Source organism: Burkholderia sp. BCC1988, assembly GCF_905339895.1.
In the GTDB taxonomy this organism is placed as follows: Bacteria; Pseudomonadota; Gammaproteobacteria; order Burkholderiales; family Burkholderiaceae; genus Burkholderia.
The window spans coordinates 172,257-191,936 of the sequence record NZ_CAJPHA010000018.1 but is presented as its reverse complement, the minus strand read 5'-3'; the positions used below and the strand labels follow the sequence as shown (position 1 = coordinate 191,936).

At 69.4% G+C, this 19,680-nt stretch carries 17 protein-coding genes and 1 riboswitch; all 17 genes read right to left on the bottom strand.

The window, feature by feature from the left end:
• Positions 1-67: 67 nt before the first annotated feature.
• A riboswitch (S-adenosyl-L-homocysteine riboswitch) is annotated at positions 68-184 on the bottom strand.
• 77 nt (positions 185-261) lie between these two features.
• On the bottom strand, positions 262-996 hold the full coding sequence (locus U4012_RS25045) for an RNA polymerase sigma factor FliA (RefSeq protein ID WP_044846366.1): 735 nt from the start codon (positions 994-996) through the stop codon (positions 262-264).
• Positions 997-1,018: 22 nt separating this feature from the next.
• The gene (locus U4012_RS25040) at positions 1,019-1,837 is read right to left on the bottom strand and encodes a MinD/ParA family protein (protein ID WP_044846367.1); all 819 of its coding nucleotides are present in this window, start codon (positions 1,835-1,837) and stop codon (positions 1,019-1,021) included.
• Entirely contained in the window at positions 1,830-3,611 is a 1,782-nt protein-coding gene (gene flhF, locus U4012_RS25035) for a flagellar biosynthesis protein FlhF (RefSeq protein ID WP_321802080.1), read from the bottom strand. Before flhF ends, U4012_RS25040 begins: the two co-directional genes overlap by 8 nt.
• The gene (gene flhA / locus U4012_RS25030) at positions 3,608-5,710 is read right to left on the bottom strand and encodes a flagellar biosynthesis protein FlhA (RefSeq protein ID WP_124486870.1); all 2,103 of its coding nucleotides are present in this window, start codon (positions 5,708-5,710) and stop codon (positions 3,608-3,610) included. Before flhA ends, flhF begins: the two co-directional genes overlap by 4 nt.
• On the bottom strand, positions 5,707-6,906 hold the full coding sequence (gene flhB / locus U4012_RS25025; protein WP_321802079.1) for a flagellar biosynthesis protein FlhB: 1,200 nt from the start codon (positions 6,904-6,906) through the stop codon (positions 5,707-5,709). Before flhB ends, flhA begins: the two co-directional genes overlap by 4 nt.
• 448 nt (positions 6,907-7,354) lie before the next feature.
• Positions 7,355-7,735, bottom strand: a complete 381-nt coding sequence (locus tag U4012_RS25020; RefSeq protein ID WP_321802078.1) for a DUF805 domain-containing protein — start codon at positions 7,733-7,735, stop codon at positions 7,355-7,357.
• Positions 7,736-8,097: 362 nt separating this feature from the next.
• Positions 8,098-8,595 carry a VOC family protein gene (locus U4012_RS25015; RefSeq protein ID WP_321802077.1) on the bottom strand — a complete coding sequence of 166 codons (498 nt, stop codon included), beginning with the start codon at positions 8,593-8,595 and terminating at the stop codon, positions 8,098-8,100.
• 146 nt (positions 8,596-8,741) lie between these two features.
• Positions 8,742-10,001, bottom strand: coding sequence for a DUF3443 domain-containing protein (locus U4012_RS25010; protein WP_044846373.1), 1,260 nt, complete (start codon positions 9,999-10,001; stop codon positions 8,742-8,744).
• 16 nt (positions 10,002-10,017) lie between these two features.
• The gene (locus U4012_RS25005; protein WP_124486866.1) at positions 10,018-10,521 is read right to left on the bottom strand and encodes a DUF2844 domain-containing protein; all 504 of its coding nucleotides are present in this window, start codon (positions 10,519-10,521) and stop codon (positions 10,018-10,020) included.
• Positions 10,522-10,804: 283 nt separating this feature from the next.
• Positions 10,805-11,536: a protein phosphatase CheZ gene (gene cheZ / locus U4012_RS25000; protein WP_321802076.1), complete on the bottom strand. Its 732-nt coding sequence runs from the start codon at positions 11,534-11,536 to the stop codon at positions 10,805-10,807.
• Between the two features lies 1 nt (position 11,537).
• Positions 11,538-11,933, bottom strand: a complete 396-nt coding sequence (gene cheY, locus U4012_RS24995; RefSeq protein WP_006754880.1) for a chemotaxis response regulator CheY — start codon at positions 11,931-11,933, stop codon at positions 11,538-11,540.
• A gap of 67 nt (positions 11,934-12,000) precedes the next feature.
• The gene (locus U4012_RS24990; RefSeq protein ID WP_044846376.1) at positions 12,001-13,095 is read right to left on the bottom strand and encodes a protein-glutamate methylesterase/protein-glutamine glutaminase; all 1,095 of its coding nucleotides are present in this window, start codon (positions 13,093-13,095) and stop codon (positions 12,001-12,003) included.
• Entirely contained in the window at positions 13,092-13,853 is a 762-nt protein-coding gene (gene cheD / locus U4012_RS24985) for a chemoreceptor glutamine deamidase CheD (RefSeq protein WP_321802075.1), read from the bottom strand. The genes U4012_RS24990 and cheD overlap by 4 nt, the downstream gene beginning before the upstream one ends.
• Positions 13,850-14,836: a CheR family methyltransferase gene (locus U4012_RS24980; RefSeq protein ID WP_321802074.1), complete on the bottom strand. Its 987-nt coding sequence runs from the start codon at positions 14,834-14,836 to the stop codon at positions 13,850-13,852. Before U4012_RS24980 ends, cheD begins: the two co-directional genes overlap by 4 nt.
• Positions 14,837-14,839: 3 nt before the next feature.
• Positions 14,840-16,804 carry a methyl-accepting chemotaxis protein gene (locus tag U4012_RS24975; protein WP_321802073.1) on the bottom strand — a complete coding sequence of 655 codons (1,965 nt, stop codon included), beginning with the start codon at positions 16,802-16,804 and terminating at the stop codon, positions 14,840-14,842.
• Positions 16,805-16,841: 37 nt separating this feature from the next.
• Positions 16,842-17,357 carry a chemotaxis protein CheW gene (cheW, locus tag U4012_RS24970; protein WP_039320139.1) on the bottom strand — a complete coding sequence of 172 codons (516 nt, stop codon included), beginning with the start codon at positions 17,355-17,357 and terminating at the stop codon, positions 16,842-16,844.
• Positions 17,358-17,405: 48 nt separating this feature from the next.
• Positions 17,406-19,655 carry a chemotaxis protein CheA gene (cheA, locus tag U4012_RS24965; RefSeq protein WP_321802072.1) on the bottom strand — a complete coding sequence of 750 codons (2,250 nt, stop codon included), beginning with the start codon at positions 19,653-19,655 and terminating at the stop codon, positions 17,406-17,408.
• Between the last annotated feature and the right edge of the window lie 25 nt (positions 19,656-19,680).

Sequence of the window (19,680 nt, the reverse complement as noted above, 5' to 3'; positions counted from 1 at the left end):
CTTGGAAGCCTGGGAATCGATAATGGCGTTCATCACGCCCTCCTTTCTAAAAAAGTTCTAGAAATTGGTGACGTGAGCGCCGTTCAGGAAGCGGGGCCGGTGCAAATATCGCCGCACGGCTGCTTGGTGAAGCTTTCCGAGCCTGGCGGACGCAGGATGGTCCGTCGCAACGCTCCTCGGAAAACGGGAGGGATTGTAGCAAATCGGCGCGGGAAATGCGCGCCGCGCGCGGCATCGGCGCGCGTGGGCGCAATGAAAGGGTCAGTTCTCCGCGCCGACCCAAGCCTGTTCGCGCAACCGCGCGCGCAGGCGCGCGACGGCCTGGCTGTGCAGCTGGCACACGCGCGACTCGCTGACCTCGAGCACCGCGCCGATCTCGCGCAGGTTCAGCCCGCGCTCGTAGTACAGCGACATCAGCAGCTTCTCGCGCTCGGGCAGCCGGTCGATCGCGTCGACGAGCGCCTCGCGCAGGTGGTCGTCGAGCAGCGCCGACAGCGGATCGGCGTGATCGACGCGATAGCGGTCGAGGAACGGCTCGTCGTCGGCCGCGCGGTCGAAATCCTCGTAATAGATGAGCTGGCTGCCGTGCAGGTCCTGCAGCATCCCCTGGTATTCGTCGAGCGGCATCTTCAGGTGCTGCGCGATCTCGGTCTCGCTCGCCGAGCGGCCGAGCTGCTGCTCGACCTGGTGCACCGCGTGCTCGACCTCGCGCGACGTCTTGCGCAGGCTGCGCGGCAGCCAGTCGTTGCTGCGCAGCTCGTCGAGCATCGCGCCGCGGATGCGCTGGGTCGCGTAGGTCTCGAACTGCGCGCCCTGGTCTTCCTTGTAGCGGCCGGCCGCGTCCATCAGGCCGATCATGCCGGCCTGGATCAGGTCGTCGAGGTCGACGCTCGCCGGCATCTTCGCGACGAGCTGCAGCCCCAGGCGCCGCACGAGCGGCGCGTATTGCGCGAGCACGTCGGCCTGGGTCATCTTTCCCTGAGCGTTGTACATCATGGCTCTCTCCTTGCGGTGGCGCTCACGCGGCGTGCGCCGCACCCGCCTCGTAAGACGGCTTGCCGCCCGCATGCACGGCGCGCCCCGCGCCCGTGCCCGGGCGCATCGGCCAGTACAGCAGATCGGCGGCAATCTGCCGGTAATCGCGCGCGGCGGCCGACGATGGAAACGCGTCGACCGCGGTATGCATCAGGTCGCGCGCATGCTCGACGAGCGGATCGGCGTTCACGCAGCCGGCGTCGGCGATCGACACCGTCAGGTAGCGGCTCGCGACGCCCGCGAGGTTGTCGAATGCGGTCCTCGCGTCGGCGTGGCTGCCGACGTGATTGGTCAGCACGCGGAACTGCGCGACCGCGTGCGCGAAATGCAGCCGCTTCATGCACGCGTACGCCTCGGTGATCGCCTGCGCGGCGACCCGCGTGACGATCAGCACGTCGTGCGCCTCGCGCGCGAGCGCGGAGAACCCGCCGTCGGCGCCGAGCTGCGCGTCGACCAGCACGATGTCGGCCTGGCCGTCGACGAAGTCGCTCAGTTCCGTATCGTCGTAGCCGTCGCGTGCGAGCCGCGCGGCTGCGCACAGGCCGAAGCCGGCCGCGACGCGCGTGCGTTCGCCGTCGCGCAGCCAGGCGCCCGCGAGCGTCGCCGTGGCCGACTGCACGTCGGCGCGCTCGTCGACGACGAGCACGTCCTTGCCGAGCGCGGTCAGCGCCGCCGCGAGGTTCACGACGGTGGACGTGCAGCCGACGCCCGCCGGCCCGCCCGTCACCGCGACGATGCGCGACGCGCGCCCGGCCAGCAGGCGCCGCAGCCCTTCGGCCTGATCGATGATCCGTTTATCCAAATCGCACCTCGTGCAGCTCGGCGGTGGAACGTGCGGTCAGTGCGGACAGCAGCGTCGGCATGTCTTCGTCTTGCGGCACGAAGGGCGAGCCGTCGCGCGGCACACAGAACGCGCTCTTCAGCAGGAATTTGGTCGACGCGACGTACAGGTTCTCCGGCACCTTCTGGCCGGTCGACACGTAGTGGACCGGCAGCTTGTAGCGGATCACCGTGTCGAGCACACCGCCGAGGTGGGTCGCCTCGTCGAGCTTGGTCAGGATGCAGCCGGCGAGATCGGGGTGTGCCGCGTGCGGATGGTCGGCCGCGCTGCGGTAGGCCTGGACGACCTCGTTGAGCGTGTCGCCGTGGCTCGTCGCGTTGAGCAGCAGCAGGCGCTGCACCGGCGCGTTCGCACCGTGCAGCATCGCGATCTGGTCGGACAGCGCGCGGTCGCGCTGGCTCATGCCGATCGTGTCGATCAGCACGATGTGCTTGTTGCGCAACTCGGACAGCGCGAGCTCGAGATCGCCCGCATCCTTCACCGCATGCACGGGGACGCCGAGGATCTTGCCGAAGATGCGCAGCTGCTCATGGCCGCCGATCCGGTAGCTGTCGGTGGTCAGCAGCGCGACCTTGCTCGCGCCGAAGCGCATCACGCAGCGCGCGGCGAGCTTCGCGGTGGTCGTCGTCTTGCCGACGCCGGTCGGCCCCATCAGCGCGAACACGCCGCCGCGCTCCATCAGCGCGTCTTCGCTCTCGAGCACCGGCAGGTTCGCCGCGAGCACCGACTGCGCCCAGTCGGCGGCCTGCTCGAAGGTCTGCGCGCCGTCGCCGGACGGCAGGTTGTCGACCAGCATGCGCACCAGCTGCGCGGAGAAGCCGGCCGAGAACAGGTGCCGGGTCAGCGCGCCGTGCACCGGGCTGCGGCGCTGGCGGTCGTGCCACATCAGGCTGTCGAACTGCGCTTCCATCATCCCGCGCATCGCGCCGAGCTCGTGCATCACCGTGTCGTTGACGATGCTCTCGACGCGCGCCTTCACCGCGTCGGCCACCGCGGCGGCGGCCTCGGCGGACAGGCGCGTGCGTTCGGCCGGCTTCGCGGCGCCCGTTTCGCCCTGGCGGGCCGTCGCAGCGGCGGCCGGCGGCATCCGGCGCTCGGCGTCGCGCACGATGTCGCGCGCCCAGGCGGCCGGCGTCGCGGGTGCGGCGTCCTGCTGCGTGCGGGCCGGCGCTTGCGGGGCGGCCGGCGCGGCCTGCGCGCGGGCGATCAGCGCTTCGCGCTGCTGGGTCAGGCGTTTCGCGTGCTCGACGAGCCACGGCGCGGGTTCGGACGCTGCCGACGGCGTGCCGGCAGCGGTGATCGGCGCAACCGGCGCAGCCGATGCCGCGGCCGTTGCGTGCGCGTCGGCATCCGCGTCGAAGGCGGTCGATTCCGCGGCCGGCTCCGTCGCTTCGGCGCGCGCGCCGAACACCGAGGAAAACACGTCCGGGAGCCCGCCCTCGCCTGCCGCATACGGATTGACGGCCGGGCGCGCGAGCCCGGCACCCGGGCGCGACACGATGCCCGGCACGGCTGCGGCCGGCACGGATTCCGGCGTGCGCGGCGGAAGGCTGCGCGCCCGGGCCGCGGCCGGCGGCGTGACCGCGGCGAGATCCGAATCGGCGAGCGCGACGATTTCGACACTGCCGTCATCGAGCGTGCGGTTCGACAGCACGACGGCGTCGGCACCCAGTGCCTCGCGCACGAGGCGGAGCGCGTCGCGGCTGGTCGCGCCGGTGAATTTGCGAATGTTCAAGCGGAACCCCCGATGACGTTAACGACTTTGATCGTGCGCGTGTCCGGCACTTCGGCATACGACAGCACTTTCAGTTGCGGCAGGCTGCGGCGCAGGAAACGCGCGAGCATCGCGCGCAGCGCGTGCTGCACCAGCAGCACGGGCGGCAGCCCGAGATTCTGTTGACGCAGCATCGCTTGCTGCGTGCCGGTCAGAAGGTTGTGCGCGAGGCCGGGTTCGAGGCCCGGGTTCGCGCCGGTGGCGAGCGCCTGCGACAGCACGCGCTCGAGATTCGAATCGAGGCCCATCACCTGCATCTCGCCCGCGCCCGGATACCACTGCTGCGTGATCGCCCGGCCGAGCGACAGCCGCACCGCGGCGGTGATCTCGTACGCGTCGCCGCGGCCCGCGTGTTCGGACACGGCCTCGAGGATCGTGCGCATGTCGCGGATCGGCACGCCTTCCTCGAGCAGGTTCTGCAGCACTTTCTGCAGCGTCGTCAGCGAGATCGTCTTCGGCACGAGGTCCTCGACGAGCGACGGCGCATCCTTGCCGGTGCGCTCGACGAGCGACTGCACTTCCTGGCGGCCGAGCAGCTCGGCCGCGTGCTGCACGACCAGATGGTTCAGGTGGGTCGCGACGACCGTGCTCGCATCGACGACCGTGTAGCCGTACACCTGCGCCTGCTCGCGCATCGCGACGTCGATCCACACGGCCGGCAACCCGAACGCCGGATCCTGCGTCGTGGCGCCCGGCAGCGCGGCCGTCACCTGGCCCGGGTTGATCGCGAGCCACTGGCCCGGGAACACTTCGCCCGTGCCGATCTCGACGCCCTTCAGCGCGATCCGGTATGCGTTCGGCCGCAGCTCGAGGTTGTCGCGGATGTGGATCACCGGCGGCAGGAAGCCGATTTCCTGCGCGAATTTCTTGCGGATGCTCTTGATGCGCTTGAGCAGCTCGCCGTCGCTGTTCTTGTCGACGAGCGGGATCAGCCGGTAGCCGACTTCGAGGCCGAGCGGATCGATCAGCTGCACGTCGTCCCACGTCGCCTCGTGGCTGTCGCCCGGCAGCGCGGCCGGCGGTGCGATCTCGGTCACGTCGCCGGCCGCCACGCGGGCCGCCGCGCGACGCGTCTGCGTGCGGGCCAGCCAGATCGCGCCGCCGCCGAGCGCGAGGAACGCGACGTGCGGCATGCCCGGGATCAGCCCCATCAGCACGATGATCGCGCCGGTGATGTTGAGCACGCGCGGGTTGGTGAACAGCTGGCCGGTGATCTGCGTGCCGATGTCCTCGTCGGTCGCGACGCGCGACACGATCACGCCGGCCGCGGTCGAGATCACGAGCGACGGGATCTGCGCGACAAGGCCGTCGCCGATCGTCAGCAGCGTGTAGTTGGTGCCGGCCGCGGCGAAGCTCATGTCGTGCTGCACCATCCCGACGATCAGCCCGCCGATCACGTTGATCGCCATGATGATCAGGCCCGCGATCGCGTCGCCGCGCACGAACTTCGACGCGCCGTCCATCGACCCGTAGAACTCGGCTTCCTGCGACACGGCGAGGCGGCGCTTGCGGGCCTGCTCCTCGTTGATGAGGCCGGCGTTCAGGTCGGCGTCGATCGCCATCTGCTTGCCGGGCATCGCGTCGAGCGTGAAGCGCGCGGACACTTCGGCGATCCGCCCCGCGCCCTTCGTGATCACCATGAAGTTGATGATCATCAGGATCACGAACACGACGATGCCGACCGCGAAGTTGCCGCCGACGAGGAAGTGACCGAACGCCTCGATCACCTGGCCGGCCGCGTCGGGGCCGGTGTGGCCTTCGAGCAGCACGACGCGCGTCGACGCGACGTTCAGCGACAGCCGCAACAGCGTCGAGAACAGCAGCACGCTCGGGAACGCCGCGAAGTCGAGCGGCTTCATCGTGTACATGCTGACGAGCAGCACCATCACCGACAGCGCGATGTTGAACGTGAACAGCAGATCCAGCAGCAGCGGCGGCAGCGGCAGGATCATCATCCCCAGGATCATGCAGATGAGGATCGGGCCCGCGAGCGCGCGCAGGTTGGTGCCCGCGAACGGGTTCGCGCGCTTGGCGAACAGGCCGGTGGTCGGGGTGCTCATGCTGCGTTCCCTTGCTTGCCGAGCGTGTCTTCGGCTTCTTCACGCTCGTCGCCGGCCGATACAGACGACCCCTTGTCGAGGTCGGCCGGCACGTCGAGGTCGACCGGCGCGGCCGGGAAGGCGCCGCCTTCCGAGCGGAAACGCTTGAGCTGGTAGACCCATGCGAGCACTTCGGCGACAGCCGAGTACAGCGAGCCGGGAATCTCGCGTTCGAGTTCGACGTTGTGATACAGCGCACGCGCGAGCGGCGGCGCCTCGAGCAGCGGCACGTTGTGCTCGGCCGCGAGTTCGCGGATGCGCGCGGCGACGAGGTTCACGCCCTTCGCGACGACCTTCGGCGCGCGCATCTCGCCGTCCGTGTACTGCAGCGCGACGGCGAAGTGCGTCGGGTTCGTGACGACCACGTCGGCCTTCGGCACGGCGGCCATCATCCGGCGCCGCGCAATCGCGCGCTGCTGCTGGCGGATGCGGCCCTTCACGTGCGGATCGCCTTCGTTCTCGCGATGCTCGCGCTTCACTTCTTCCTTCGTCATGCGCAACTTCTTGTTGTACTGCCAGAGTTGGTAAGGCACATCGAGCGCGGCGACCACCAGCATCCCGGCGACCGTCGTGCCGCAGCACACGGCGACCAGGTGCAGCGCATCGGCGAGCGCCGAGCCGAGCGGCTGGGTCGCGAGACCGAGCAGCTCGTCCTTGCTGCGCCAGATCGCGATCCCGCCGATCCCGCCGACGACGAGCGTCTTCGCGAGCGACATCCCGAGCTGGATCGGCCCCTGGATCGAGAACATCCGGCCCAGGCCCGAGATCGGGTTCAGGCGGTCGAACTTCAGCTCGAAGGTCTTCTGCGAGATCAGCCAGCCGCCGAGCGCCATCGGCGCGAGCAGCGCGGCGAGGCCGGTGAGCGCCAGGATCGGCAGCAGCGCGGCGAGACCCTCGAGGCTCGCGCTGCCGGCCGCCGACAGCATCCGGTGCGGGTCGAACGCGGTCGCGCGATCGAACGCGAACGCACCGCGCAGCATCGCCTGGAGGTGGGCGCCCGACGGACCCGCGAGCAGCCACGCGCCGTAGAACCCGGCCGCGAGCAGCGCGAACGAAGCCAGCTCGCGCGAACGCGCGACCTGCCCCTCCTCGCGCGCCTTCTCGCGGCGCCTCGGAGTGGCGGCTTCGGTTCTGTCGAGATCGCTCTCGTCTGCCACGGGGCCTCCAGTCGGGTACGGCGAAATGCCGTTCTCCAGTGACACCGATTATTCATGCGCCCGTCAAACGCCGATCGGTCGAGCAAAGCCGGGAAAGGGGGGTATTTCGAGGAATCGGGCGAGCGGGGGCGGCGGACAGCCGGCGGGCAGCCGGCGGGCGGGTGCGGCGCGTGGGGAGACGATGGAAACCGCGTTCGCGGGCACGGCGGCGCGGCGGCGCGGCGGCGCGGTGGCACGGTGGCGCGGTGGCACGGTGGCACGGTGGCGCGGTGACGTGGTGACGTGGTGATGTGGATGAAGGTGTGACGCGGGGAAGCGGCGAAGCGGAGAAACGGGGAAACGGGGAAACGTGGGATCTGCCAAGCAGCGAAGCAAGGCAGCCGTGAAGCGATCGTCGGCCCGCCCCGACACGACGGCGTCGCGCGTCGCGCGTCGGGGCGGCCGGCGCTCAGATCGCCGGAATCGGATCCGAGCCGAAACGATTCGGGCCGTTGGTGCCGCGCGAGCACATCCATACGAGCAGCAGAATCCCGCCGACGAGCGGAATGAGCGCGATCAGCAGGAACCAGCCCGAGCGGCCCGTATCGTGCAGGCGGCGGACGGTGACCGCGAGGCTCGGCAGCACCAGCGCGAGCGACACGACGGCCGCGACGATCATCAGCAGCAGCGAGATCGCGCTCGTGTCGCGCCCCACCATGGTGATCGCCTGGCAGATGATCGACACGACGCTCGTGAGCAACGCGAAATACCAGTATTCCGCGCGGCGCGCGCGGCCCTCGAATTTCGCGTATTGATTGAGTGCGGCACGAACGGCTTCACTGAAACTCATCTTATTGCCCTCATGTTTTATATCGACGACCTCGGAAACAACGCGGGCATTATAAGTTTGAATTTCTTCGCATCGCATCTCCTTTCGCATGTTGACCGTCTCTCACGCCGTCTTTCGCATTACTGGAGCGGCCGCAGCGGCGGCGTGCCGTATCGCCAACGCGCATGTCACGTCATTTTTATAATCGCGACGACCTGACATAAATAGCAGCAAGATAATCCACGACTTGATTACACCAGCGTGAAACGCATCTCGCTCGATAATCGAAACGATCGTTCTGCGCTGATTGACCGACCGGCCGGGAATATCGCCGGACGTCGCGCGCGCACGTCGAAAACGGCGCGTCCCCCGGCCGGCGTTCGCTAATCGGCCGCCGCCTGCTGCAACGCGCCGAGATCGAGCTTCTTCATCTTCATCACCTGCGCCATCACGCGTTCGGCGCGTGCCGGGTCGCCCGCCATCAGTTCGGGCATCTGCACCGGCACCACCTGCCACGACACGCCGAAGCGGTCGCGCAGCCAGCCGCACTGCTGCGCGCGCTCGTCGCCGCCTTCGGCCAGGGCCGCCCAGTAGCGGTCGATCTCCTGCTGGTCGCGGCAGTTGACGACGAACGACACGGCCGGTGTGAGCGGGAACGCCGGGCCGCCGTTCAGCGCGAGAAACGCCTGCCCGTCCAGTTCGAACGACACCGTCATCACCGCGCCCTCCGCCTGGCCCGACGCCTGCGCGCCGGACTTGCCGTAACGGGCGACGTGCAGGATGCGCGCGTCGTCGAACACCGACACGTAGAAGCGGGCGGCCGCCTCGGCGTCGTGGTCGAACCACAGAAACGGCGTGATGCGTTGGATACGCTGGCTCATGGCGCTGTCTCCTCGATGTCGTGCCGGCACCGGTGCCGGTCTTATATCGTAGGCGCTGGCGCGGCGTTCCCCGGGAATCCGCGACGAACCTAAAAAAAAGGGGGCGATCGCTCGCCCCCCTTCCTGCTGCTGCCGTCCGTGCGCGATCAGAACGCGACGTAAGGCTGCGCGCCGCCGGTCGCAGTCCGGTCCATCCCGAAGTAAATCGTCTTGCCGTAGAAGTGCGGCATGCCGAGATCGAGCCAACCGGCCGCGCCGAACGGGCCGGCGATGTCGTTGAACGCGAACGTCGACGCATTCGCGAACAGCAAATCGGCGTTCGCGACGGGCATCGACACGCCGCCCGACTTCCCGTTCTGGCCGGTCAGCGTCGCCGTATAGGTGGTCGTCGACGACGGGCAGTAGAACTGCGTGTTGGTCGTACAGGCCTTCTGCGCCGAATCGTTGAAGAAGTACGCGTTCGAGCCCGTATCGAAGAACGCGGTCACGTTGCCGCCGAGGAACGTCGCACTCACGTCGCCCGTCGTCGTCGACGTCAGCACCGTCGACGCCCCCAGCGCATTGTTGCCCTGCGTGCCGATCCCGAACGTCAGCAGGCCCGTCGCGCTGCCCTGCCCGCTGCTCGAGATGTTCGGCATCTGCACGATCACGCCGTTGTTGTCGGTCGCGAAGCGATGGACCGGGTTGGCCACCTGCTGCGCGACCGGCACCAGCGCCACGGCGCAGCTCGCATTGCCGTTCGGGCACGCGTAGTAGTTGTTGGACGTCGCCGACGTCGACGTCGCGCAGCTCGTGCCGCAATCGACCGGCGCCGGCCCGATGCCGAGGATGCCGTTCGCGCCGAGGTCGCTCGCCGTGTTCGCCGACGTCCTGGCGCCGTTGTTCGAGCACGAGCTCGGCACGTTGGTCGTGCCGAGATCGCCGATGATCTGCACCGGCAGCGAACCCGCCTGCTCGGTACCGATCGACAGGTCGACGGTACGCACCGAACCCCACGTGAAGCTCGACACGAACTTGCCGCACTCGGCGACCGGCGCGCCGCCGCTCGTCGTCTGCGGCAGGTTGTTCAACACGCCCGACGACAGCGCGCTGCTGACGAGCCGCAGCCCGTACGACGCGGTGTCGACGAGCACGTTGTTGACCACCTGGCAGTTCGTCGTGCCCGGCACGCAGATCTTCACGTTGACGGTCGGGATGTTGATCACGTGCGCGACGCCGGTGCCGACCGTGATCACGGCCGTGTTCGCGGTATTGCCGTCCGATACGTTGGAGCCATTGCCGCCGCCGCTGCCGCCGCTGCCGCCGCCGTTGTCATCGCCGCCGCCGCAGGCGGTCACGAGCATGGCCGTCACGGCCGCGACGCTCAGCAGCCCGAGCCAGCGCCTGAAGGTACGAGGAATTCTCAAGATCGCTCTCCCGCTGTCACTGGATGTCGTTGCCGGTCAGCCCGGCAGGCAGCGCCGCCGGCAGCCATGCCTGGCCCGCGAAGGCGCCCATGTGGCCGCCCGTGCGGATCACGAGGCCGCTCGTGTCGACGGACACGGGCGCGCGCCAGCCGCGCGCCGCATGCGCCGCCTGAACGCCGGCGGTGTACTGCGGGAAATAGCTGCCGAGCAGCGACTCGAGATCCGGCATGCTCGGCCCGCGCCAGGCGAGGCCGAACACGGTGCCGGCCGCGCTCGCGTATTCGTGTATGACGGTGCCCGATCCGAGCGTGATCTCGCGGACGGTGTAGGCGGCCGCGCTCGCCTGCGCGCCGTCGGCGGAGCGCATCGCGCGCTGCAGCGCGCGCACCGTGGCGGCGTGATCGTCCGCCGGCGGCGACATCGGTGCGCCGCCCAGTTCGGCCTGTGCGTGGACGGCCCACAGCACACCCATTGCAGCCGTCGCGTGCGCGGCGGCCCAGCCCAAGCGTTTCAGCTTCACGTTCCCCCCCAAAGGGACTGGCTTCGTTGCCGGCGGTGCCGCCATCAGGCACGGCGCCGCGGGCCAACAAATCAAAGTCTTAAGAATGACGCTTCGTTGCTGCTGATGCGTAGTATGCCTGCGGAGTGTGTCGGAGTGTCAAATCAACGATGCATGACGCGGCGCAGCATGACGAGCGGCACGACCCGCGCGCGGGGGGCTCGGCGGGAGAGACACGGTGAAAGCCGCGCGCACCGGGCGCTCCGCGAACGGAAGCGGCCTGGTGGCGTGCGGTGCGGCACGGTCAGAAGCCGAGACTCGCGAGCAGGTCGTCGACCTGCGCCTGGTCCTGCACGACGTCGGACTTGCCTTCCGGTGCGATCTGCGGCCCGTTCAGCAGCGACTCGGGGCTGCCGGTCGCGCTGATCTGCTCGGCCGCGAGCGCGGCCGCGGTCGCCGCGAACTGCTCGCGCCGCTCGGGCGCGATGTTCTCGACGAGCACGGTGAGCAGCTGCTGCTCGATCAGATAGACCATGTCCATGATCTTCTTGATCACCTGCCCGGTCAGGTCCTGGAAATCCTGCGCGAGCATGATCTCGAGCAGCTGCGCGCTGGTCGCGGACGTCGCTTCGGGCAGCGCGCGCAGGAACGTGCGCGTGTCGTCCATCAGCGCGCGCACGTCCGCATGCTCGATCGGCGCCGCGTACCACTGCGCCCAGCGCGCGTCGAGCGCCTCGGCCTCGTTCTGGATGCGCGCCTGCACCGGCTTCGCGACCTCGATCGCGTTCAGCACGCGCTCGGCCGCCTGCTCGGTCATCGTCGCGACGTAGCGCAGCCGGTCGCGTGCATCGGGCACGGCTTCCGCCGCGCGCTCGACATGCTTGTCGAGCCCGAGCTCGCGCATCGAATCGCGCAGCGTGCGCGTGACGTGGCCGATGCGCGCGAGGATCCGGTCGCTCGCGTAATCGGCGCCTTCGGCGTGGCCGTCGGCGCTGAACGCAGCGCCGGCGAGCGCCGCATGGATCGGCTCGTTCACGTCAGCTCCCGGCCTTGGCCATCTTGTCGATGATCTTGTTCAGCTTCTCGTCGAGCGTCGCGGCCGTGAACGGTTTCACGACGTAGCCGCTCGCGCCGGCCTGCGCGGCCGCGATGATGTTCTCCTTCTTCGACTCGGCCGTGACCATCAGCACCGGCAGATGCGTGAGCGTCGCGTCCGCGCGGATTTCCTTCAGCATCGCGAGGCCGTCGAGGTTCGGCATGTTCCAGTCCGAGATCACGAAGTCGAAGCCGCCGCCGCGCAAGCGCGCGAGGCCGGCCGCGCCGTCCTCGGCTTCGTCGACGTTCGTGTAGCCCAGTTCCTTGAGCAGGTTGCGGACGATCCTGCGCATCGTCGGGAAATCGTCCACCACCAGGATTTTCATGCTCTTGTCCATCGTCGTTCCTTTGCAGATTCGTTACCGTCGGGGCCCGCGGCTTCGCACGCGCCCCGTGACATTTCATTCAGACGCGTTGCACGCGGTCACCCATCGTCGCCAGCCGCGCCATCACGCGCCGGCTCATCTCGGCAAGCGGCGCGACCTCGTCCGCGCCGCCGAGCGCGATCGCCTCGCGCGGCATCCCGAACACGATGCAGCTCGCCTCGTCCTGCGCGAACGTGTGGGCGCCCGCCCGCTTCATGTCCAGCAGGCCGGCCGCGCCGTCGCGGCCCATCCCCGTGAGGATCACGCCGATCGCATTCTTGCCCGCGTGCTGCGCCGCCGAGCGGAACAGCACGTCGACCGACGGCCGGTGGCGGTTCACCGGCGGCTCGTCGGACAGCTGCGCGATGTAGTTCGCGCCGCTGCGCGCGAGCAGCAGGTGCGCATGGCCCGGTGCGATGTACGCATGACCCGGCAGCACGCGCTCGCCGTGCTCGGCTTCCTTCACCGCGATCCGGCACAGGCCGTTCAGCCGCTGCGCGAACGACTTCGTGAAGCCGGGCGGCATGTGCTGCGCGATCAGCACCGCCGGCGCATCCGGCGGCAGCGGCGTCAGCACCTCGCGGATCGCCTCGGTGCCGCCCGTCGACGCGCCGATGATGATCAGCTTCTCGGTACTGACGAGCGGGTTGTTGATCATCGGCGCGGCCGGCTGGCCGCTCGCGGTGCGCGCGGCGGCCGCCTGCGGCTGCGGTGCCTGGCGCACGCGGGCGCGCGACGCCGCGCGGATCTTGTCCGCGAGCTTTTCCGCGTAGTCGAGCATGCCGTCGCGGATCCCGACGCGCGGCTTCGTGACGAAATCCACCGCGCCGAGTTCGAGCGCGCGCAGCGTGATCTCGGAGCCGCGCTCGGTCAGCGACGACACCATCACGACCGGCATCGGCCGCAGGCGCATCAGCTTCTCGAGGAAGTCGAGGCCGTCCATGCGCGGCATTTCGACGTCCAGCGTCAGGACGTCCGGGTTGTGCTGCTTGATGAGTTCGCGCGCGACGAGCGGATCCGGCGCGGTCGCGCATACCGTCATGTCGGGCTGGCTGTTGATGATCTCCGTCATCAGGCTGCGGATGAGCGCCGAATCGTCGACGCACAACACTTTGATCTTCTGCACTGCGGTCATGCCTCCTGCTTTCTTGAATGGTTGGCCGCGTACGGGCTGCCGGCGTTCGGGCTGGTGGCCTTCGCGGTCGCCGGCTGCGCGCCCGCGCCGCCGCGTGCGCCGAACAGCTCGATGCGCGGGCGCGCCGGCGGCGGCGCGGCCGGGCGCTTCGCCGCGAACAGCTCGACGTGCGCGCGCGTCCGGGCGGCGTGCACGCGGTCGGCCTCGCGCGCCAGCGCGGCTTCGCGCTCGGTCACGCCCGGCACCTGCAGCCGCAGCTTCTTCACCATCGCGCGCCCGCTGCGCGGCATGAACGCGACCTTGCGCGGGTGCACGCCCTGCAGGTCCTCCGCGGTGATGCGGATGCGCTCGAGCGCGAGATAGCGGCGCACGAAATCCGCGTTGCGGTCGCCGATGTTGATGGTCGTCATCCCTGCCAGCACGGCCGCGCCGCCGAACACCTTCGCCTCGAGGCGCTCGCGGCGCCCGCCGGCCTTGATCAGTTCGTTCATCAGCACTTCCATCGCATACGCGCCGTAGCGCATCGACTCCGATGCGGCCGCGCCGGCGTCGGCGCCGTCGTCGGGCAGCATGAAGTGATTCATTCCGCCGATGCCCGCGATCGGGTCATGCAGGCACGCGGCGACGCACGAGCCGAGCACGGTCATCAGCACCATGTCCTCGGACGTCGTGTAGAACTCGTTCGGCAGCAGCTTCACGCCGGGGCGTTCGAAGTGGTTGTCGAAGTAACGATTGGTGGCGATCGGCAGCGCGCTCATCCGCGTTCTCCGTAAGCGGGCGCGACGCCCGCGGCACGCGCATGGGCGCGCGGCGGCACCGCCGCGGCCGGCGCCGCGCCGCGCGGGCGCAGGCCCGGCGCGGCATCGTGCGTCAGCTCGTACACCGTCTGCCCGCGCAGCCGGAACGCCTGCGAGACGTAGGTGAAATTCTCCGAATGCCCGGCGAACAGCAGCCCGCCCGGTTTCACGAGCGGCTCGAAGCGCGACAGCACCTGCCCCTGCGTCGGCTTGTCGAAATAGATCATCACGTTGCGGCAGAAGATCGCGTCGAACGGCTTCGCGATCCCGTAGTCGGCATCGGTCAGGTTCAGCTGCTCGAAGCGGATCATCGCGCGCAGCTCCGGGCGCACCTTCACGCGGCCGGCCTGCGCGCCGGTGCCCTTCAGGAAGAAGCGCTTGAGCCGCTCCGGGCTCAGGTGCTTGACCTGGTCGTACGTATAGATGCCGGCCTCGGCCTTCGCGAGCACCTGCGTGTCGAGGTCGGTCGCGAGGATCGATGCGCCGCGCGCGGCCGATTCGCCGAGCGCCTCGATCAGCGTGATCGCGATCGAATAGGGCTCCTCGCCGGTCGACGCCGCCGAGCACCACACCGACACGGGCGCCGCGCGCCCCTTCACGAAGTCGGCCAGGATCGGGAAATGGTGCGACTCGCGGAAGAACGCGGTCAGGTTCGTCGTCAGCGCGTTGGTGAACGCCTCCCACTCGAGCGGATCGTCCTCCTGCTCGAGCAGGTCGAGGTAGTCGCGGAACGTGTCGAGGCCGCGGGCGCGCAGCCGGCGCGCGAGCCGGCTGTACGCCATGTCGCGCTTGTGCTCGGACAGCGAGATGCCCGCGCGTTGATGAATCAGCGCGCGGATGCGTGCGAAATCCGCGCCGGTGAACGCGAAGTCGCGCCCCGGCTCGCCCGCGCGGGGCGAGGCATCCGGTGCATCGGGTCGAAACGGTGCGCGCGCGGACGGCATGGCTTAGAAGGTCTCCCAGTCGTCATCGGACGTGCCGGCCGCGGCCAGCGCCGGCTTCTCGCTGCTCAGCGCCGGACGCACGAGCGCGGGCTTGTCGGCCGGCTTGTGCGCCGGTGCGGCGGCCGCCTTCGCGAGACGCGGGCCGTAGCCGCCCGCGGCCGGCGCTTCCTTCGCCGCGCGTGCGGCGGCGTCCGGCGCACGCTTCGTTTCGTGGCTCGCGGCCGGTGCCGATGCATGTGACGTATGCGACGCGGGCGCAGGCGACGCGCGGCGCGCCGGCTGAGCGGCCGTCTGCGGTGCCGGCAATGCGGCCGGCGCGGTTTCATGGCGGCGTTCCGACGGCGACGCCAGCGCCGGCGCCGCTGCGTGCGCGGCCGGGCGTGCGGCGCCGCGCGCCGGCGCGAGCGCGATGCCGCCCGCGACGCGCCACGCCGACACGACCGCCTTCATCTGGCGCGTCTGCTCCTCGAGCGACGCGGCGGCGGCCGCGGCCTGCTCGACGAGCGCCGCGTTCTGCTGCGTGACGGAATCCATCTGGCCGACCGCGCGATTGACCTGCTCGATGCCGGTCGACTGCTCGTCCGACGCGGCGCTGATCTCGCCCATGATGTCGGTCACGCGGCGCACGGCCTGCACGATCTCGTCCATCGTCGAGCCGGCCCGCGCGACGAGCGCCGACCCGCTGTCGACCTTCTCGGCCGAATCGCCGATCAGCTGCTTGATTTCCTTCGCGGCGCTCGCGCTGCGCTGCGCGAGCGAGCGCACTTCGCCCGCAACCACCGCGAAGCCGCGGCCCTGCTCGCCCGCGCGCGCGGCTTCGACCGCCGCGTTCAGCGCGAGGATGTTGGTCTGGAAGGCGATGCCTTCGATCGTGCCGATGATGTCGACGACCTTGCCCGAGCTGGCCGCGATGTCCTGCATCGTCGACACGACCTGGCCGACCACCTCGCCGCCCTGCGTCGCGATGTCGGACGCGTTCACCGCGAGCTGGCTCGCCTGCCGCGCGTTCTCCGCGTTCTGCCGCACGGTGCCGGTGAGCTGCTCCATGCTCGATGCGGTTTCCTGCAGCGACGCGGCCTGCTCCTCGGTGCGCTGCGACAGGTCGGTGTTGCCGGTCGAGATCTCGCGCGCGCCGACGTCGATCGATTCGGTGCCGCGATGCACGGCCTGCACCATCGCCGTCACGGCGTCCTGCATCCGCTTGATGCCGCCGAACAGGCGGCCGATCTCGTTGTTGCTGAACACGTTCACCGGCTGCGTGAGGTCGCCGCCGGCGATCCGCTCGAAGTGCGCGATCGCGTCCTCGAGCGGCTTCACGATCAGCCCGCGCAGCACGAAGCGGATCGCGATTACGACGACGAACGCGATCGCGATGCCGGCCGCGATCAGGCCGATCATCAGCGAGATCTGCGACTGCGTCGTGGTCTGGCGTTCCTCCGCGCGCTTCTGCAGCGACGCGACCACGGCCGATGCCGCCTGGTCGTACGCGACGAACATCGGGCTGATCTTCGTGTCGGCGACCGCGTGATACGCGGCCATGTCGCCCGCGCGCGCCGCCGCGAATTCCGGCTCGACGCCTTCCTTCACGATCGTCGCGTAGCGTGCGGAGAGCTCGTCGACGAGCGCCTGCTCGATGCCGAGCTTCGGCGTGGCCTGGAACGCCTGCCAGTTCTGGTTCGACTTCGCGTACAGCTCCTGCGCGCGGTCGAGCACCTTGCCCGCGTCGGCCGTGTTGCCGGCTTCGGTCAGCGAGCGGAAGCGGTCGAGCGACACGCGCGCGCGCAGCAGGTACGACGACGTGTCGTCGAGCGTGTGGATCGCCGGCAGGTCGACGTGCGCAATCTCGTCGAGCGAGCGGCTCGCGTGATTCAGCGCGTACAGGCCGAGCCCGCCGACGGCTGCGGCCAGCGCCACGAGGATGAGTCCGACCGCCGTGAGCGTCGTGCGGATCGACCAGTTATGCAACATTGCAGATTCTCCCGAAGTTCCTGCGCGCGCGGCGCGCTTACGCGCCGAGCGTCTCGATCAGCGCCATTTCCCGGCTCGACATCAGCTTCTCGATGTCCATCAGGATCAGCATCCGGCCGTCGACCGTGCCGAGGCCCGTCAGGTACTCGGTCGTCAGCGTCGCGCCGAATTCCGGCGCCGGCATGATCTGGTCGGTCTGCAGCGTCAGCACGTCCGACACGCCGTCGACCACCATCCCGACCACGCGGTTCGACACGTTCAGGATGATCACCACCGTCTGGTGGTCGTACTCGACGCGGCCGAGATGGAACTTGATCCGCATGTCGACGATCGGCACGATGATCCCGCGCAGGTTGATCACGCCCTTGATGAAGTCCGGCGCGTTCGCGATGCGCGTGACGCTGTCGTAGCCGCGGATTTCCTGCACCTTCAGGATGTCGATCCCGTACTCCTCGTCGCCGAGCGTGAAGACGAGGAATTCCTGGCCCGTCGCATCGCCCTGCTCCGCATCGCGGCGGCTGGTTGCCGCGTTCGCCGCGGCCGGATTGATCATTTGGACTTCAGCGGACACGTTTGCCCCCAATCGGTTGAATGGCGAGAGTCAGAAAATGGCGAGCTCGGCGCCGGCTCGGGCGCCGTGCGTCGCACGGGTTTCGCGGTTCAGCGCCGCGACGTCGACGATCAGCGCGACACTGCCGTCGCCGAGAATGGTCGCCGCAGAGATGCCGTGCACCTTGCGGTAATTGGTTTCGAGGTTCTTCACGACCACCTGCTGCTGGCCGACCAGCTCGTCGATCAGCATCGCGAAGCGGCGCCCCTCGGTTTCCATGATCGTGACGATGCCCTGGGTCGGATCGGTGCGCGCGTCCTCGACCGAGAACACCTCGTGCAGCGCGACGAGCGGCAGGTATTCGCCGCGCACGCGCACCACGCGCTCGCCGTTGCCGACCGTGTAGATGTCGTCGTTCGACGGCTGCAGCGACTCCATCACGAAGTTCAGCGGCAGGATGAAGATCTCGCTGCCGACCTTCACCGACATCCCGTCGAGGATCGCCAGCGTGAGCGGCAGCACGATCCGCGTGGTCGTGCCGCGACCGGCCTGCGACGTGATCTCTACGTGGCCGCCCATCGACTGGATGTTGCGCTTCACGACGTCCATCCCGACGCCGCGGCCCGACACGTCGGTCACGGTTTCGGCGGTCGAGAAGCCCGGCGCGAAGATCAGCTGCCAGACTTCGTCGTCGCTGATGTTTTCGGAAATCTGCATGCCTTGCTTCGCGGCCTTCGCGAGGATCCGCTCGCGGTTCAGGCCCGCGCCGTCGTCGCTGACCTCGATCACGATGTTGCCGCCGTGATGCGCGGCCGACAGCACGAGCTGGCCGACGCCGTCCTTGCCGGCGGCGACGCGCTTGTCGACCGTCTCGATCCCGTGGTCGAGGCTGTTGCGCACGAGGTGCGTGAGCGGGTCGATGATCCGCTCGATCAGGCTCTTGTCCAGCTCGGTCGCCTGGCCGAACGTGACCAGCTCGACCTGCTTGCCGAGCTTGCCGGCGAGGTCGCGCACGAGCCGCGGGAAGCGGCTGAACACGTAGTCCATCGGCATCATGCGGATCGACATCACCGCTTCCTGCAGGTCGCGCGCGTTGCGCTCGAGCTGCGCCATCCCGTTGAACAGGCGGTCGTGCAGCGCCGGATCGAACGCGCTCGCGGTTTCCGCGAGCATCGCCTGCGTGATCACGAGCTCGCCGACCAGGTTGATCAGCTGGTCGACCTTCTCGACGCCGACGCGGATCGAGCTGCCTTCGGCGCCCGATGCGGCGGCGGCCGGGCGCGGACGCTTGTCGTCGTGGTGCGCGGCAGCCTGGACAGCCTGCGCGGCGGGTTCTGCGTGCGGTTGCGATGCCGGTTGCGATGCCTGTTGCGGCGCCGGTTGCGCGACGGCGCTCGGCTGCGCCTGCGGTGCGGCGGCGGCCGGGGCGGCACCGGGGGCTTGCGCGAAGACCTCGACCCGCGCGGCCGGCTCCGGCGCGGCGGCCGGTTCGACGGCGGCCGGCGTGGCGGCAGGCGCCGCCGGTGCGGCCGGCGCGGTGCCGCGCGCGATGCGGATCTGGCTGTCGTCGATCACGAAGCAGCACACGGCGACGATGTCGTCGGACGGCACGTCCGATTCGAGCCACAGCGTCAGGTCGGCGCCCGCTTCCTCGCGGCCGACGATCCGGCCGAGATTGCCGAGCTCCTCGGTGAGCAGCGCCTGGTCCTTCGCGTCGACGCCGACGAGCGTGATCTTCAGGTGCGGGCCGTCCGTGCCGGCAGCCGCCGCCGGATGCGCGGCCGCGACCGCCTGTTCGACCACGTGATCGGGCGCGCGGTCGCTGGCGGAGGTAGCGGCGGCCGGCGCCGGTGCCGGTGCAGTCTCCACGGCAGGCGCGGCAGGTGCGACGTCCGCGGGCGCGCCCGCGCCGCTCTCGGCCTTCAGGCGTTCGAGCTTCGCGCAGATCGTCGCGGCAGCCGCCGCGTCCGGTTCCGCGCTCGCGCGATAGTCGACCAGCTGGTCGGACAGCACGTCCTTGGTCTCGAGGAACGCGTCGACCATTTCCTTGGTCAGCGTCAGCTCATGGTTGCGCGCGCGGTCGAGCAGCGACTCGAGGATGTGGGTCGTCTCGGTCAGCGCGGAAAAGCCGAACGTCGCCGCGCCGCCCTTGATCGAATGCGCGGCGCGGAAGATCGCGGCCAGGTCCTCGGGGTCCGGCGAGCCGACGTCGAGGTTCAACAGCAGTTGCTCCATCTGCGCGAGCAACTCGTCCGCTTCGTCGAAAAAGGTCTGGTAGAACTGCGTGATGTCGAGAGTCATGCCCGGTCACCGGTTGGATTCGTCG